This is a genomic window from Streptomyces sp. SP18CS02 (assembly GCF_036322365.1).
GTDB lineage: Bacteria > Actinomycetota > Actinomycetes > Streptomycetales > Streptomycetaceae > Streptomyces.
Window position 1 is genome coordinate 15720 of record NZ_JAQYXC010000263.1, and the last position, 16238, is coordinate 31957.

Here is a 16238-nt window from a genome sequence, read left to right on the forward strand (position 1 = left end):
CTCACGCACGATAGACCGAGCCACTGACAGTCAGTTCCCGGCCGGCAGGTACGGCCGGGAGCCGGGCAGCCCGAGGTCGGAGGGGAGCAGGGAGGCCACCCAGCAGTCCCTCATGGTCCCCCGGTGGTCCATGGCGGACCGCAGGACGCCCTCGACGGTGAAGCCGGCCCGCTCGGCGACGGTGCGCGAGCCGGTATTGCCGACCTGGGCGCGCCATTCGAGCCGGGCGCTGCCGAGCTCGGTGAAGGCCCAGCGGGCCAGGCCCAGCACCGTCTCCGTGGCGTACCCCCGGCCCCGGTGCTCCCCGACCGTGTAGAAGCCGATCTCCCAGGCGCCCTCGCGCGGGTGGTGGAGGCTGGCAGAGGCGAGGAGCGGGCCGCCCTCCCGCAGCCGTACGGAGAAGGTGTACGCGGTGTCGGTGCGCCAGCCGTCCGGCACCGTACGGCCCACGAACTCGTCCGCGTGCTCCCGTTCGTACGGGGTGGGGACGGGTATCCAGCGCTGGATCCCGGGGTCCTGGCAGGCGGCGCGGACCTCCTCGGAGTCCGCGGGCACGAAGGCGCGGAGCAGCAGGCGTTCAGTGGTGAGGGTGACGGGCTCCATGACGGGATTGTGATACGCAGAGTGACGGTGTGCGACCACTTTTCGGGATGGGCGGCACCTTCCGCGCGTCCCGTGCGTTCTCCTTCGGGGCAGCAGTCGGCGCGGCACCCGGCTTCACGGAGTGCGGACCTCCCGGCGTGGCGGGGTCCTCGCTTACGATGGCCGTTGCGGTGGGGCCCGCCCGCCGCGCCCGTGCCCGTGTCCATGACAAGACCCAGTGCCAGGCCCGACCGGCAAGGAGACCAGCCTCAGTGTCCGTCTTCAACAAGCTCATGCGTGCAGGCGAAGGCAAGATCCTGCGCAAACTGCACCGCATCGCGGACCAGGTCAACTCCATCGAAGAGGACTTCGTCAACCTCTCCGACGCCGAGTTGCGGGCTCTCACCGAGGAGTACAAGCAGCGGTACGCCGACGGTGAGAGCCTCGACGACCTGATGCCCGAGGCCTTCGCGACGGTTCGCGAGGCCGCCAAGCGCGTGCTCGGCCAGCGCCACTACGACGTCCAGCTGATGGGCGGCGCCGCGCTGCACCTCGGCTACGTCGCCGAGATGAAGACCGGTGAGGGCAAGACCCTCGTCGGTACGCTCCCGGCGTACCTCAACGCACTGTCCGGCAAGGGCGTGCACCTGATCACGGTCAACGACTACCTGGCCGAGCGCGACTCCGAGATGATGGGCCGGGTCCACAAGTTCCTGGGTCTGTCGGTCGGCTGCATCCTCGCCAACATGTCGCCCGCGCAGCGCCGTGACATGTACAACCGCGACATCACGTACGGCACCAACAACGAGTTCGGCTTCGACTACCTGCGCGACAACATGGCGTGGTCCAAGGACGAGCTCGTCCAGCGCGGCCACAACTTCGCCTGTGTCGACGAGGTCGACTCCATCCTGGTCGACGAGGCCCGTACGCCGCTGATCATCTCCGGTCCGGCCGACCAGGCCACCAAGTGGTACGGCGACTTCGCCAAGCTGGTCACCCGCCTCACCAAGGGCGAGGCCGGCAACCCCCTCAAGGGCATCGAGGAGACCGGCGACTACGAGGTCGACGAGAAGAAGCGCACCGTCGCCATCCACGAGTCCGGTGTCGCCAAGGTCGAGGACTGGCTCGGCATCGACAACCTCTACGAGTCGGTCAACACGCCTCTCGTCGGTTATCTGAACAACGCCATCAAGGCCAAGGAACTGTTCAAGAAGGACAAGGACTACGTCGTCATCGACGGCGAAGTCATGATCGTCGACGAGCACACCGGCCGTATCCTCGCCGGCCGCCGGTACAACGAGGGCATGCACCAGGCGATCGAGGCGAAGGAAGGGGTGGACATCAAGGACGAGAACCAGACCCTCGCCACGATCACCCTCCAGAACTTCTTCCGCCTCTACGACAAGCTCTCCGGCATGACCGGTACGGCCATGACCGAGGCCGCCGAGTTCCACCAGATCTACAAGCTGGGCGTCGTGCCGATCCCGACGAACCGGCCCATGGTCCGCGTGGACCAGTCGGACCTGATCTACCGCACCGAGGTGGCCAAGTTCGCGGCCGTCGTCGACGACATCGCGGAGAAGCACGAGAAGGGCCAGCCGATCCTCGTCGGTACGACGTCGGTCGAGAAGTCCGAATACCTCTCGCAGCAGCTCTCCAAGCGCGGTATCCAGCACGAGGTCCTCAACGCCAAGCAGCACGACCGTGAGGCGTCGATCGTCGCCCAGGCCGGCCGCAAGGGCGCCGTCACCGTCGCCACGAACATGGCCGGTCGCGGTACCGACATCAAGCTCGGCGGCAACCCCGACGACCTCGCCGAGGCGGAGCTGCGCCAGCGCGGCCTCGACCCGGTCGACCACGTGGAGGAGTGGGCCGCCGCCCTGCCCGCCGCGCTGGAGAAGGCCGAGCTCGCCGTCAAGGCGGAGTTCGAAGAGGTCAAGCAGCTCGGCGGGCTGTACGTGCTGGGCACGGAGCGCCACGAGTCGCGGCGTATCGACAACCAGCTGCGCGGCCGTTCCGGCCGTCAGGGCGACCCGGGCGAGTCCCGGTTCTACCTCTCCCTCGGCGACGACCTGATGCGCCTGTTCAAGGCCCAGATGGTCGAGCGCGTCATGTCGATGGCCAACGTGCCCGACGACGTGCCGATCGAGAACAAGATGGTCACGCGCGCGATCGCGTCCGCGCAGTCGCAGGTCGAGCAGCAGAACTTCGAGACGCGTAAGAACGTCCTGAAGTACGACGAGGTCCTCAACCGGCAGCGCGAGGTCATCTACGGCGAGCGCCGGCGCGTCCTGGAGGGCGAGGACCTGCACGAGCACGTCGGGCACTTCATGGACGACACCATCGACGCGTACATCCAGGCGGAGACCGTCGAGGGCTTCGCCGAGGAGTGGGACCTGGACCGGCTGTGGGGCGCCTTCAAGCAGCTCTACCCGGTGAAGGCCACGGTCGAGGAGCTGGAGGAGGCCGCCGGCGACCGCGCCGGGATCACGGCCGAGTTCATCGCCGAGGCGATCAAGGACGACATCCACGAGCAGTACGCCGAGCGCGAGAAGCAGCTCGGCTCGGACATCATGCGTGAGCTGGAGCGCCGTGTGGTGCTGTCCGTGCTGGACCGCAAGTGGCGCGAGCACCTCTACGAGATGGACTACCTCCAGGAGGGCATCGGCCTGCGCGCCATGGCGCAGAAGGACCCGCTGGTCGAGTACCAGCGCGAGGGCTTCGACATGTTCACCGCCATGATGGAGGGCATCAAGGAGGAGTCGGTCGGCTACCTGTTCAATCTGGAGGTTCAGGTCGAGCAGCAGGTCGAGGAGGTCCCGGTCCAGGACGCGGCCGAGAGGACCTCGCTCACCAAGGAGGACGCCGTGCCGGCGGGCGCCGGGCGTCCCGAGATCCGCGCCAAGGGCCTGGACGCCCCGCAGCGGCCGGACCGGCTGCACTTCTCCGCCCCGACCGTGGACGGCGAGGGCGGCGTCGTCGAGGGCGACTTCGACAACGGCGACGAGGCCCGTTCGGAGTCGGACGGCCTGACCCGCGCGGAGCGCCGCAAGGCCCAGAAGGGCGGCCGTCGCCGCAAGAAGTAACCAGGTCCACGCCGGACCGGGCAGCACCGGCCGGCACGGGCAGGTCCGCCGAGGCGGGGCCGGGCACGCACACGTCGTGCCCGGCCCCGCCTTCGGTTCCCACCCCCGCCGTTCCCCGCCGTTCCCCGCCGTTCCCCGCCGTTCCCCGTGGTTCCTTGTGTTCCGGGGTTCCGCCAGGGGGCTTCGCACGCGTGTGCGTGGGCGGTTTCAGGCCGACGACGTGGCCGTGGCCGTGGAGTGCTCGCTGTCGAGCTCCACGGCCGCGCAGCGCCACTTCCGGTCGGCCCCCTGCTCCAGGCGGAACGCCATGGCGCGCACCCGCTCACCGGCCGCGATGCTGGCGAAAGCCTCGACGACTCCGGGCCGGGGCGGGAAGCCGCCGCACCGGCGGACGACCGGGCGGGTGCCGTGCCCGCGCAGGGGAGCGCCCGGGGCGAGCCGGATCAGCTGCTCGTAGGCCGCGCCGACGGTCTGACCGAGCATCCAGTGGACCGGTCGCTCGCCGCTGAGCACGGCGAGCAGGCGCTCGGCGAACAGCACGTGGGGGAGGAGCGGGCGGGGCCTCCTGAGGGCCCCGGGGCCGCCGGGCCCGCCTGTGCCCCGGGAACCTCCCGGACCGCCGGGGCCGCGCTGGTCCCGGCGTCCGCCCGGACCGGCGGTGCCCCTCGTCGCCGTGACCCTTCCGCTCGCGGTCCTGGCATTGCTGGTGCCCATGGTCATCGCCCCCGTTCCCGCCACCCGGGCCATACCGGGCGGTAACTTGTGTTGATGATCTTCTACGGGGGCCCGGACGGCCGCCGCAACGGGCGTGCCGCCGGCGCGGGGCCGGAGACGGGATCACCTATCCGGGTGACGGGGCCCGGGTGGAGCGGGCGCCGGCCGGGGTCCGCGCGGCCGCGAGTGGACGCGGTACGTGGGCGGGTGCCGGGTCCGAAGGGGGACCGCGCACGTATCCTGAGGGCGTCTTCCGACTACGAAAGCGGCCTGCCATGCGCGTGTACGTCCCCCTTACCCTCGCCGGTCTCGCACGGGCGCACAAGGCGGGCGAGCTGGGCCCCGGCCCGTTGATGGCCTACGCCGTGACGCCCGGCCTGCGCGAGTGGTACGTCTCGGACGACATCGAGGAGCTGGAGTACGCCGCGCTCAACCGGGCCGCGGCCGCCTCGCTCCGGCTGATCGCCGGCGACCCGGACGCCGCGCGCCGGCGGATCGTGGTGGCCGTGGACGTGCCGGACGGGGCGGCGACCGCCGACCCCGGCTTCGGGCTGGACGCGGCGTCGGTCGGCGAGGTGCGGCTCGCGTCCGCCGTGCCGTTCGCCAAGGCGGCGGCCGTGCACGCCGACGCCGACGAGGCCGAGCCCGATGTGTCCGCGGCGGCGGCCGCCCTGGGCGCCGCCGACCAGGGCGACGACGACGCCCAGTTCGTGGTGGACGGTGCCGAGGACCACGAGCTGCTGTGGTTCGGCGTGCAGGAGATCCCCGGGCTCATCCGCTGACGGCCCGCGGGCCCGCGCCGCCCGGTCCGCCGGTCCGGCCCGTGGATCCCGTCCGCAGGCCCCGTCCGCGGGTCGGCGGCCGATCCGTCGTCGGCGTCCGTTGTCGGACCCTGCCGGTACCTTCGTCGCATGGGGAAGCGCAGCACACATCTGGTGTGGGACTGGAACGGCACTCTGCTCGACGACACGGCGACCGTCATCGCGGCGACCAATGCCGCGTTCGCGGAGATCGGGCTGGAGCCGATCACCCTCGCCCGGTACCGCGAGCTGTACTGCGTTCCGATTCCCCTGTTCTACGAGCGGCTGCTGGGGCGGCTGCCCACGGACGCCGAGTGGGCCCTGATGGACGGCGCCTTCCACCGCCATTACTGGGAGCGGGCCGACGCGTGCGGGCTGACGGCCGGGGCTGCCGAGCTGCTCTCCAGCCGGCAGAGTGCCGGGCGGACGCAGTCGCTGCTGTCGCTCGCCCCTCATGAGCACCTCATACCGATCGTGCGGCGGCACGGCATCGAAGAGCGGTTCGTCCGCGTGGACGGGCGGGTCGGCACGTCGACGACCGGCAAGGCCGAGCACATGGTGCGCCATCTGCGGGCGCTCGACGGGCTGGCGGCGGACCGGGTCGTCGTGATCGGCGACGCGGCGGACGACGCGGTCGCCGCCGCGCACGTGGGTGCCAGGGCGGTGCTGTACACCGGCGGCTCGCACAGCCGCGCCAGCCTGGAGGCGACGGGCGCGCCGGTCGTCGACACGCTGGTCGAGGCGGTGGCGGTCGCCGAGGCCATGGCGTAGTGGGGCCATGGCGTGGCGAGGGCCGCGCCGGGCGCCCGCGTGGGCGTCGCGCCCGGCGCGGCCGCCGGAAGCCACGGTCGCCGTGGCCGCGTCACGGCCACGGGGCCGTGGAGGTCCCGCGGGGCGGCGGAGGCCGCAGGACATCCGGGAGAAGCGAAGGACCCGTCGGCGGTCCGCGTCGGCCGCCCCGTGCCAGGACGGTGTCAGGGCGGCGCGGGGACGGTGATCCGACGAGGTCCGTCAGTGGGCCGGCGGACCCGCCGGGCTCTTCGCGCGCAGGACGGTGAGGAACTCCCGCATCCACGCCGAGTGGTCCGGCCAGGCGCGGGACGAGACCAGCGTGCCGTCCACCACGGCCTCGGTGTCCTGGAACGTGGCCCCGGCCGCCTGCATGTCCAGCTCCAGCGCCGGGTAGGCGGTCACCCTGCGGCCGTCCAGGGCGCCCACCGCCGCCGTCAGCAGCGGACCGTGGCAGATCTGGGCCACCGGCTTGTCGGCGTCGAAGAAGGACTTGAGGATCTTCCGGAGCTCCGGGTCGTTGCGCAGGTACTCGGGCGCCCGGCCGCCCGGCACCACCACGGCGACGTACTGGCTCGGCTCCACTTCGGAGAAGGCCAGGTCGGCGGGCCAGGTGTAGCCCGGCTTCTCGGTGTACGTGTCGAAGCCCGGCTCGAAGTCGTGCACCACGAAACGCAACTGCTTGCGGGCGGGGGCGGCGATGTGCACGTCGTACCCCTCCTCGCGCAAGCGCTGATACGGGTACAGGACCTCAAGGGACTCCGCCGCGTCACCCGTCACGATCAGGATTTTCGCTGCCATGACTGCTCCCCGGTTGTCGGCGCTCGACGTGCCTCGGTCACTCAGTCTGCCCAGAGGTCCTGTGTCGCTGTCCAGAGTGTCAAACTTCGGACCCCGGTTTTGTACACATACGGCTCATGACGGCCGAGGGGGCAAGGGCGATAGCCTGGACCCGTGATCAGCGCGATATGCCGCGGGGGCAGCGGAGCCCCCGGCCAGCGCCCGGTGTGCCACAGCACCCGGGCGGACGTTGATCTTCCCAGTCCGGCCCGGTCGCCAAAATTGGCCAATAACGGCTCGGACATCTCTCATCGCGGCATAGCGTCGTTCCTGACCGGATACCCCGCGTCGTGGCGTTGTGCCGTTTCTTTCCCCTACGTCACGCAACGGCGCGCGACAGGAGCCAGAGGACATGCAGACCAAGCTGGACGAAGCCAAGGCCGAGCTGCTCGAACGGGCCGCCCGGGTAGCTGAGAACAGCCCGTTGGGGGGCCCCGGGGGTCCGGGGGCCGGGCCCCGGGGCAAGAAGGCGACCGCCACCGGGCCGGAGAACGGGGGGCGCCCGGACCGGGACACCCTGCTCGACTACCTCCAGCGCTACTACCTGCACACCGCTCCCGAGGACCTCGCCGACCGCGACCCGGTCGACATCTTCGGCGCGGCGCTTTCCCACTACCGGCTGGCCGAGAACCGCCCCCAGGGCACGGCCAACGTGCGCGTCCACACGCCGACCGTCGAGGAGAACGGCTGGACCTGCAGCCACTCCGTCGTCGAGGTCGTCACCGACGACATGCCGTTCCTGGTGGACTCGGTCACCAACGAGCTCTCCCGGCAGGGCCGCGGCATCCATGTCGTGATCCACCCCCAGGTCGCCGTCCGTCGCGACCTCACCGGCAAGCTCATCGAGGTGCTCACCGACGGCCACGGGCCCGCGGACCGGCACGACGTGCTGATCGAGTCCTGGATCCACGTCGAGATCGACCGCGAGACCGACCGCGCCGACCTCAAGCAGATCACCGCCGACCTGCTGCGCGTGCTGTCCGACGTCCGCGAGACGGTCGAGGACTGGGAGAAGATGCGCGACGCCGCGCTGCGCATCGCCGACGAGCTGCCCGCCGAGCCGACCGCCGACGACCTGCCCGACGCGGAGGTCGAGGAGGCCCGCGAACTGCTGCGCTGGCTGGCCGCCGACCACTTCACGTTCCTCGGCTACCGCGAGTACGAGCTCACCAGCGACGACGCGCTGACCGCCGTACCGGGCACCGGCCTCGGCATCCTCCGCTCCGACCCGCACCACCGCGACGAGGAGACGCACCCCGTCTCCCCCTCGTTCGACCGGCTGCCCGCCGACGCCCGGGCCAAGGCCCGCGAGCACAGGCTGCTCGTCCTGACCAAGGCCAACAGCCGCTCCACCGTGCACCGCCCGTCCTACCTGGACTACGTCGGGGTCAAGAAGTTCGACGCCAAGGGCAACGTCGTCGGCGAGCGGCGCTTCCTCGGCCTGTTCTCCTCGGCCGCGTACACCGAGTCGGTGCGCCGGGTGCCCGTCATCCGCCGCAAGGTCGCCGAGGTGCTGGAGGGCGCGGGCTTCTCGCCCAACAGCCACGACGGCCGCGACCTGCTGCAGATCCTGGAGACGTACCCGCGCGACGAGCTCTTCCAGACGCCGGTCGACCAGCTGCGGTCCATCGTGACCTCGGTGCTCTACCTCCAGGAGCGCCGGCGGCTGCGGCTCTACCTGCGCCAGGACGAGTACGGCCGCTACTACTCCGCCCTCGTCTACCTGCCGCGGGACCGCTACACCACCGGCGTCCGGCTGCGGATCATCGACATCCTCAAGGAGGAGCTCGGCGGCACCAGCGTCGACTTCACCGCCTGGAACACCGAATCGATCCTCTCGCGTCTGCACTTCGTCGTCCGCGTCCCGCAGGGCACCGAGCTCACGGCGCTGACCGACGCCGATGTCGACCGGATCGAGGCCCGGCTCGTCGAGGCCGCCCGCTCCTGGGCCGACGGTTTCGCCGAGGCGCTCAACGCCGAGGTGGGCGAGGAGCGCGCCGCCGAGCTGCTGCGCAGGTACACGGGCGCCTTCCCCGAGGGGTACAAGGCCGACCATCCGCCGCGCGCCGCGGTCGCCGACCTGCTCCAGCTGGAGCAGCTGACCAAGCGGGAGCAGGACTTCGCGCTCTCCCTGTACGAGCCCGTCGGTGCCCAGCCCGGCGAGCGCCGCTTCAAGATCTACAAGACCGGCGCCCAGGTCTCCCTCTCCGCCGTCCTGCCGGTCCTCAACCGGCTCGGCGTCGAGGTCGTCGACGAGCGCCCGTACGAGCTGCGCTGCGCCGACCGCACCCACGCCTGGATCTACGACTTCGGCATGCGCATGCCGGTGACGAAGGGCAACGGCGGCGAGCACCTGGCCGACGACGTGCGCGAGAGGTTCCAGGAGGCGTTCGCCGCGTCCTGGACGGGGGCGGCCGAGACCGACGGCTTCAACGCGCTCGTCCTGAGCGCCGGGCTGAACTGGCGTCAGGCGATGGTGCTGCGCGCCTACGCGAAGTACCTGCGCCAGGCCGGTTCGACCTTCAGCCAGGACTACATGGAGGACACCCTCCGCAACAACGTCCACACCACCCGGCTGCTGGTCTCGCTCTTCGAGGCGCGCATGTCGCCGGAGCGGCAGAAGGCCGGCACCGAGCTGACCGACGGGCTCCTGGAGGAGCTGGACGGGGCTCTCGACCAGGTCGCCTCGCTCGACGAGGACCGCATCCTGCGCTCCTTCCTCACCGTCATCAAGGCGACGCTGCGGACGAACTTCTTCCAGAAGGCGGACGACGGCAACCCGCACGGCTACGTGTCGATGAAGTTCGACCCGCAGGCCATCCCCGACCTGCCGGCGCCCCGCCCGGCGTTCGAGATCTGGGTGTACTCGCCGCGCGTCGAGGGCGTCCACCTGCGCTTCGGCAAGGTGGCCCGAGGCGGCCTGCGCTGGTCCGACCGGCGCGAGGACTTCCGTACCGAGATCCTCGGCCTGGTCAAGGCGCAGATGGTGAAGAACACCGTCATCGTCCCGGTGGGCGCCAAGGGCGGCTTCGTCGCCAAGCAGCTCCCGGACCCGGCCGTGGACCGTGACGCCTGGCTCGCCGAGGGCATCGCCAGCTACCGGACCTTCATCTCGGCGCTGCTCGACATCACCGACAACATGGTGGCGGGCGAGGTCGTGCCCCCGGCCGACGTCGTCCGGCACGACGAGGACGACACGTACCTCGTCGTCGCCGCCGACAAGGGCACGGCGACCTTCTCGGACATCGCCAACGACGTGGCGATCGCGTACAACTTCTGGCTCGGTGACGCCTTCGCGTCCGGCGGCTCCGCCGGGTACGACCACAAGGGCATGGGCATCACCGCCCGCGGGGCCTGGGAGTCCGTCAAGCGCCACTTCCGGGAGCTGGGCCACGACACCCAGACCCAGGACTTCACGGTCGTGGGCGTCGGCGACATGTCCGGCGACGTGTTCGGCAACGGCATGCTGCTCAGCGAGCACATCCGGCTCGTCGCGGCCTTCGACCACCGGCACATCTTCATCGACCCGACCCCGGACGCGGCCGTCTCGTACGCCGAGCGGCGCCGCCTCTTCGAGCTGCCGCGCAGCTCCTGGGCCGACTACGACAAGGGGCTGCTGTCCGCGGGCGGCGGCATCCACCCCCGTACCGCCAAGTCGATCCCGGTCAACGCGCAGGTGCGCGCGGCTCTCGGCATCGAGGCGGGCGTCACCAAGGTGACCCCCGCCGAGCTGATGCAGGCCATCCTCAAGGCACCGGTGGACCTGCTGTGGAACGGCGGCATCGGTACGTACGTCAAGGCGTCCACCGAGTCGAACGGCGACGTCGGCGACAAGGCGAACGACGCCATCCGCGTCAACGGCGAGGACCTGCGCGTCAAGGTCGTCGGCGAGGGCGGCAACCTGGGGCTGACCCAGCTCGGCCGGATCGAGTTCGACCGCAAGGGCGGGCCCGAGGGCCAGGGCGGCAGGATCAACACCGACGCCATCGACAACAGCGCGGGCGTGGACACCTCCGACCACGAGGTGAACATCAAGATCCTGCTCAACGGCCTGGTCGCGGACGGCGACATGACCGTCAAGCAGCGCAACAAGATCCTCGCCGAGATGACCGACGAGGTCGGCTCGCTGGTGCTGCGCAACAACTACGCGCAGAACGTGGCGCTCGCCAACGCGGTCGCCCAGTCGCCCTCCCTGCTCCACGCCCACCAGCGCTTCATGCGCCGGCTGGGCCGCGACGGGCACCTCGACCGGGCGCTGGAGTTCCTGCCCAACGACCGTCAGATCCGCGAGCTGCTCAACGCGGGCAAGGGCCTCAGCCAGCCCGAACTGGCCGTGCTGCTCGCCTACACCAAGATCACGGTGGCGGACGAGCTGATCCACACCGATCTGCCCGACGACGCCTATCTGCGCCGGCTGCTCCACGCGTACTTCCCGACGAAGCTGCGCAAGGAGTTCCCCGAGCAGGTCGACGCCCACGCGCTGCGCCGCGAGATCATCACCACGGTGCTGGTCAACGACACCGTCAACACGGGTGGCTCGACCTTCCTGCACCGGCTGCGCGAGGAGACCGGGGCGTCGATCGAGGAGATCGTGCGGGCGCAGATGGCGGCCCGGGAGATCTTCGGCCTGAGCGCCGTGTGGGACGCCGTGGAGGCCCTCGACAACAAGGTCGCGGCCGATGTCCAGACCCGGATCCGGCTGCACTCGCGACGGCTGGTCGAGCGCGGTACGCGGTGGCTGCTCGGCAACCGGCCGCAGCCGGTGCGGCTCGCGGAGACCATCGAGTTCTTCGCCGAGCGCGTGGAGCAGGTCTGGGAGAAGCTGCCGCAGATGCTGCGCGGTGCCGACCTGGAGTGGTACGGGTCGATCGTGGAGGAGCTCACCGGGGAGGGTGTCCCGGAGGAGCTCGCGCTGCGGGTCGCCGGGTTCTCGTCGGCCTTCCCGACGCTGGACATCGTCGCGATCGCGGACCGGACCGGAAAGGACTCGATGGCCGTCGCCGAGGTCTACTACGACCTGGCCGACCGGCTCCGGATCACCCAGCTGATGGACCGGATCATCGAGCTGCCGCGGGCCGACCGCTGGCAGTCCATGGCCCGTGCCTCGATCCGCGAGGACCTGTACGCCGCGCATGCCGCGCTGACGGCCGACGTGCTGGCGGCGGGCGACGGCAGCGCGTCGCCCGAGGAGCGGTTCGAGGCCTGGGAGCACAAGAACGCGGCGATCCTCAGCCGGGCGCGCACCACGCTGGAGGAGATCCAGAGCTCGGAGGACTTCGACCTGGCGAACCTGTCGGTCGCCATGCGGACGATGCGGACCCTGCTGCGTACGCACAGCTGAGTGCGCACCCGCGTGCACGAGTGAACGGGGCGCCCGCCGGTACGGTGGGCGCCCCGCTCGCGTCCCGGCGTCCCGTTCGCGTCTCCGGGTCCGGCGGGCCCCGCCCGGCGGGGCGGGGGTGTGCGACCGCGCCTCAGTGGTCCTCGACGGCCGGCAGCCCGGGCGCCGTGGCCCTCCACAGCCTCCGGCAGGACACCGCCGTGGCGGCGATCAGCAGCGCGTTGCGCGCCACCATCACCGCACAGCCCAGTGGCGTCACGGCGAGGACGTGCTCGTACAGCACGGGATAGGCGAGCGCGCTGAGGGCCGCCGCGGGCAGCAGCAGGAGCGTCACCGGCCGCTGGCTGGTGATCCGGCAGGTCAGGCAGACGGCCGCCAGTCCCAGCAGCCAGATCATGTACTGGGGGCTGATCACCCGGCTCGTCACGGTGAAGAGCAGGACGGCGGCGAGCGCGGCGTCCGGCCCGGTCGCCGTGGTCCAGCGTCGCGCCCTGACCCGCCACAGCAGGAGCCAGCAGAAGGCGGCGACGGTGAGCAGCAGGGAGAGGCGGGCCACGACCGGCACATGGGGGCCGGTGAACTCGAAGGAGCCGTACCGGTACTGGACCGCTCCCGGCCACCCCGCCAGGTGGGCCACGGAGAGCGCGCTGCCTCCGAGCGACTCGATCTGCACGCCGCGGCCGCCCTGGTGGCGCAGGAACTCCAGGGGGTCGGAGAACGCGAGCGCGAGCACGGTCATCAGCGCCACCGCCGCCAGCAGGGCGGAGGCCCAGGCCCGGCGGGTGGGGCGGCCCGGGGCAGTGCCCAGCAGCGTGAGCGCCGGCCACACCTTGACCATCGCGCCGAGGCCGGCGAGGACGCCGCCGAGGCGCGGCCGGCCCGCCTGGACCGCCAGCAGGGCGAACACCGCGAAGGCCGTGGTCTGGACGTCGTAGCGGACGAGCGGCATGTGCAGCAGCAGCGGCAATCCGCCCACCCACACCCAGGCGCCGCTCCCGCCCGCCCGGGCGAGGGCGACCGAGACGGCGGCGTCGGTGCACAGGGTCAGGGCGACGAAGCCCTGGTAGTACGTCAGCGGTTCGAGCAGCCCCGGGGCGAGGATCACCAGGCCGGCGCCGGGCGGGTACTGCCAGGTGACGTCGGCCAGGGGGAACGCGCCCTGGCTCAGCTGTCCGTACCAGTGCTGGTAGAGCAGGTACACCTCGCGGCCGATCTTGCCGACGCCGAGGGTGTCGTCCCACAGCAGCGCCAGCATTCCGGCGCGGCTGAGGGTCCATACCGCGAGGAGCGGGAGGGGGGAGGGGCGTTCGAGGGACCAGGGGATGCGGATGCGGGGGGTGCTGAGCCGATGCGTCGTCATCGCTCGGCATTTTAGTGCTGCTTGGGCCGTTTACCCGTTTTGACCTATTTCCTCTTCATGTACGCCTCGTACGCGTCGATGACCTCGCCCGCCGGTCCGTCCATCAGGACCGTTCCGGCCTCCAGCCAGACGGCCCGGTCGCAGGTCTGCCTGATGGTGGAGTTGCTGTGGCTGACCAGGAAGACGGTGCCGGCCTCCTCGCGCAGCCGGTTGATCCGTTCCTGGCTGCGGGCTCGGAACCTGGCGTCGCCGGTGGCCAGCGCCTCGTCGATCAGCAGGACGTCGTGGCTCTTGGAGGCGGCGATGGAGAAGCGCAGCCGGGCGCCCATGCCGGAGGAGTACGTGCGCATCGGCAGTGAGATGAAGTCGCCCTTCTCGTTGATCCCCGAGAAGTCCACGATCTCCTGGTAGCGGGCGTGGATCTCCGCCCGCGTCATCCCCATCGCCAGGCCGCCGAGGATGACGTTGCGCTCGCCCGTCAGGTCGCTCATCAACGCGGCGTTCACCCCCAGGAGCGAGGGCTGCCCCTGGGTGTAGATCCGTCCCTGGCTGGGGGGCAGCAGTCCGGCGACGGCCTTGAGCAGGGTCGACTTTCCCGAGCCGTTGGAGCCGATCAGCCCGATCGCCTCGCCCTTGTACGCGGCGAAGCTGACGCCCTTGACCGCGTGGACCGTACGGGTGCCCGGCGCGGCCCCGCCGCCCGCCCGGCGCCGGGGGCGCACCTTGCCGAGCAGACGCGCGGCGGCGCCGCCCGCCCCGCCCGCGGGGCCGGCGGACCCGCCGGCCCCCTGGACGGTGTAGGTCACGTGCACGTCGTCGACCACGACGGTCGGAACGCGCTCCGGAACACGGGTGTCAGCCACGGCCGTACGTCTCCTCTGCCTGCCAGAACCAGATGAAGCCGCCCACGAAGGCGACCAGCGCCCACCCGGCCGCCACGCCCCACACATGCGGCGGCAGCTGGGCGGAGGTGAAGCTGTCGATGAGCGCGAAGCGCACCAGATCGATGTAGACGGCGGCCGGATTGCACTCCAGCGCCAGCCGCACGGCGCCCGGCAGCCGGTCCCCCGCGAGCACGTGGTCCAGGCTCCACATCACCCCGGACGCGTACATCCAGGTGCGCAGCAGGAAGGGCATGAGCTGCGCGATGTCCGGGGTCCGGGCGGCGAGCCTGGCCAGCGCCAGCGACACGCCCGTGTTGAACAGTGACTGGAGCAGCAGGGCCGGCGCGGCCAGCAGCCAGGACGGGCCCGGGTGGACGCCGAAGCAGAAGAGGATGACCACCAGCGCGCAGAGCGAGAACAGCAGCTGCTGGAGCTGTTGCAGGGCCAGCGAGACGGGCAGGCTGGCGCGCGGGAAGTGCAGCGCTCTGACGAGGCCGATGTTGCCGCTGACGGCCCGTGTGCCGGCCATGAGCGAGCTGGAGGTGAAGGTCCAGATGAAGACCCCCGTGACCAGGAACGGAACGTAGTCCGGGACGCCGTGGCGGGTGTTCATCAGCACGCCGAAGATGAAGTAGTACACCGCGGCGTTCAGCAGCGGGTTCATCAGCTGCCACACCTGGCCGAGCCTCGCCCGGCTGTACTGGGCGGTGAGCCGGGCGGTCGCGAACGCGGTGATGAAGTGGCGCCGCGACCAGATCTGCCGGGCGTACAGCGGCAGCGACGGCCGGGCGCCGCTGACGGTCAGGCCGTGGCGCAGGGCCAGCGCCCGCAGGTCCTCGTCGGCGACCGCCGGCGGGGCGGGCGTCCGCTCCGGCCCGGCGGTCGCCGGTGGCCGGGTCGACGTCGGGGTGCTCACTGAGGCGGTCCCTTCTCCCAGGCTCTGCGACGGCTCGGCGGCTCCTCGGTGGCGCTGCTCCGCCGCCTCGCGGCTCCGCCCGCTTCGCGTGCTTCGCGGGTCCGCCGCTCCGCGGCCTCCGTGCCGCACGCCAGTCCCACGACGGGACGGTCCCGTATCGTCGCTACGGGGAGAGTAGGACGGTGTACGTCGGAACGCAACCGTCCCGTCGTCACGTGGGTGCCGGGCTATGATCCGAGGCATGACGACACCGCCCGGAACCCCCCGCCGCGCCCCCGCCGGAGCCGCGGTGCTCCGGGAGGACGTGACCGACGCGATCCGCGCCGCCGTCTTCGAGGAGCTCGCCGCGGTCGGCTTCGCCCGGATGTCCATCGAGGGCATCGCCCGGCGGGCCGGGGTCGGCAAGACGGCGGTCTACCGGCGCTGGAAGTCCAAGCTGTCGCTCGTCCTCGACCTGCTGACCGCCTTCGCCGTCCAGGGCCTGCCCGCCCCCGCCACCGGGTCGCTCCACGGGGACGTGCGCGCCCTGCTCGAAGTGGCCTCCCACGCGCTGCGCCACCCCGTCGCCTCGCAGGTCATCCCCGATCTGCTGGTGGAGGCCGCCCGCCACCCCGAGATCGCCGAGGCGGTCAGGGCGGCCCTGCTCGACAGTCAGCAGGGGGTCGCGGCCCTGGTCGTGCGCGACGCCGTGGCGCGCGGGGAACTGCCCGCCGGCACGGACCCCGACCGGGCGCTGGACCTGATCATCGGGCCGCTGTACTGGCGCCTGGTCGTCGTCCGGGGCGGCCTTCCGAAGGGGTACCTCGACGACCTGGCCACGGCCGCGGTGGCCGCGCTGAGGAGCTGACGGGTCACCCGGTCGGGCGCGGCGCGAGTGACGCCCGGCGCGCGGGGCGGTTGAGCCTGCCGACACGAAAGGACGGTGG

Annotated in this window: 11 protein-coding genes; 5 read left to right on the plus strand and 6 right to left on the minus strand. The window is 71.4% G+C overall.

Going from position 1 to position 16238, the window contains the following annotated elements:
- Positions 1–30: 30 nt before the first annotated feature.
- Positions 31–603 (minus strand): GNAT family N-acetyltransferase, encoded by a 573-nt coding sequence (locus PUR26_RS06790; protein WP_329870200.1) that lies wholly within the window; start codon positions 601–603, stop codon positions 31–33.
- A gap of 251 nt (positions 604–854) precedes the next feature.
- Here PUR26_RS06790 and secA point away from each other — a divergent pair, with 251 nt between their 5' ends.
- Positions 855–3668, plus strand: a complete 2814-nt coding sequence (gene secA, locus PUR26_RS06795) for a preprotein translocase subunit SecA (RefSeq protein ID WP_329870202.1) — start codon at positions 855–857, stop codon at positions 3666–3668.
- A 207-nt stretch (positions 3669–3875) separates the two neighbouring features.
- Here secA and PUR26_RS06800 read toward each other — a convergent pair whose 3' ends face one another.
- Positions 3876–4382, minus strand: coding sequence for an Rv3235 family protein (locus PUR26_RS06800; RefSeq protein ID WP_329870205.1), 507 nt, complete (start codon positions 4380–4382; stop codon positions 3876–3878).
- 275 nt (positions 4383–4657) lie between these two features.
- Between PUR26_RS06800 and PUR26_RS06805 the strand changes: the two genes are divergently transcribed.
- Together PUR26_RS06805 and PUR26_RS06810 are read left to right on the plus strand one after the other, a co-directional pair.
- The gene (locus PUR26_RS06805) at positions 4658–5164 is read left to right on the plus strand and encodes a DUF6912 family protein (protein ID WP_329870207.1); all 507 of its coding nucleotides are present in this window, start codon (positions 4658–4660) and stop codon (positions 5162–5164) included.
- A gap of 129 nt (positions 5165–5293) precedes the next feature.
- On the plus strand, positions 5294–5953 hold the full coding sequence (locus PUR26_RS06810; protein ID WP_329870209.1) for an HAD family hydrolase: 660 nt from the start codon (positions 5294–5296) through the stop codon (positions 5951–5953).
- 240 nt (positions 5954–6193) lie between these two features.
- Here the strand turns inward: PUR26_RS06810 and PUR26_RS06815 are convergent, their stop codons facing one another.
- Entirely contained in the window at positions 6194–6772 is a 579-nt protein-coding gene (locus PUR26_RS06815; RefSeq protein ID WP_329870211.1) for a DJ-1/PfpI family protein, read from the minus strand.
- Between the two features lie 391 nt (positions 6773–7163).
- Between PUR26_RS06815 and PUR26_RS06820 the strand changes: the two genes are divergently transcribed.
- The gene (locus PUR26_RS06820; protein WP_329870214.1) at positions 7164–12152 is read left to right on the plus strand and encodes an NAD-glutamate dehydrogenase; all 4989 of its coding nucleotides are present in this window, start codon (positions 7164–7166) and stop codon (positions 12150–12152) included.
- 133 nt (positions 12153–12285) lie between these two features.
- Here the strand turns inward: PUR26_RS06820 and PUR26_RS06825 are convergent, their stop codons facing one another.
- From PUR26_RS06825 to PUR26_RS06835, 3 genes are read right to left on the minus strand one after another with little or no spacing between them, the layout of a single operon-like run.
- Positions 12286–13512, minus strand: coding sequence for a glycosyltransferase family 87 protein (locus tag PUR26_RS06825; protein ID WP_329870216.1), 1227 nt, complete (start codon positions 13510–13512; stop codon positions 12286–12288).
- A gap of 44 nt (positions 13513–13556) precedes the next feature.
- Complete coding sequence (locus PUR26_RS06830) at positions 13557–14375, minus strand: ABC transporter ATP-binding protein (RefSeq protein ID WP_329870217.1); 819 nt, start codon at positions 14373–14375, stop codon at positions 13557–13559.
- Positions 14368–15228 carry an ABC transporter permease gene (locus PUR26_RS06835; protein WP_329870521.1) on the minus strand — a complete coding sequence of 287 codons (861 nt, stop codon included), beginning with the start codon at positions 15226–15228 and terminating at the stop codon, positions 14368–14370. The genes PUR26_RS06830 and PUR26_RS06835 overlap by 8 nt, the downstream gene beginning before the upstream one ends.
- A 313-nt stretch (positions 15229–15541) precedes the next feature.
- Between PUR26_RS06835 and PUR26_RS06840 the strand changes: the two genes are divergently transcribed.
- Complete coding sequence (locus PUR26_RS06840; protein WP_329870219.1) at positions 15542–16159, plus strand: TetR/AcrR family transcriptional regulator; 618 nt, start codon at positions 15542–15544, stop codon at positions 16157–16159.
- The last annotated feature ends 79 nt before the right edge of the window (positions 16160–16238 follow it).

Coding starts and splice junctions, on each gene's coding strand:
- PUR26_RS06790 (WP_329870200.1), bottom strand. CDS start 603: ATGGAGCCCGTCACCCTCACCACTGAACGCCTGCTGCTCCGCGCCTTC.
- PUR26_RS06800 (WP_329870205.1), bottom strand. CDS start 4,382: ATGGGCACCAGCAATGCCAGGACCGCGAGCGGAAGGGTCACGGCGACG.
- PUR26_RS06805 (WP_329870207.1), top strand. CDS start 4,658: ATGCGCGTGTACGTCCCCCTTACCCTCGCCGGTCTCGCACGGGCGCAC.
- PUR26_RS06810 (WP_329870209.1), top strand. CDS start 5,294: ATGGGGAAGCGCAGCACACATCTGGTGTGGGACTGGAACGGCACTCTG.
- PUR26_RS06815 (WP_329870211.1), bottom strand. CDS start 6,772: ATGGCAGCGAAAATCCTGATCGTGACGGGTGACGCGGCGGAGTCCCTT.
- PUR26_RS06820 (WP_329870214.1), top strand. CDS start 7,164: ATGCAGACCAAGCTGGACGAAGCCAAGGCCGAGCTGCTCGAACGGGCC.
- PUR26_RS06825 (WP_329870216.1), bottom strand. CDS start 13,512: ATGACGACGCATCGGCTCAGCACCCCCCGCATCCGCATCCCCTGGTCC.
- PUR26_RS06840 (WP_329870219.1), top strand. CDS start 15,542: ATGATCCGAGGCATGACGACACCGCCCGGAACCCCCCGCCGCGCCCCC.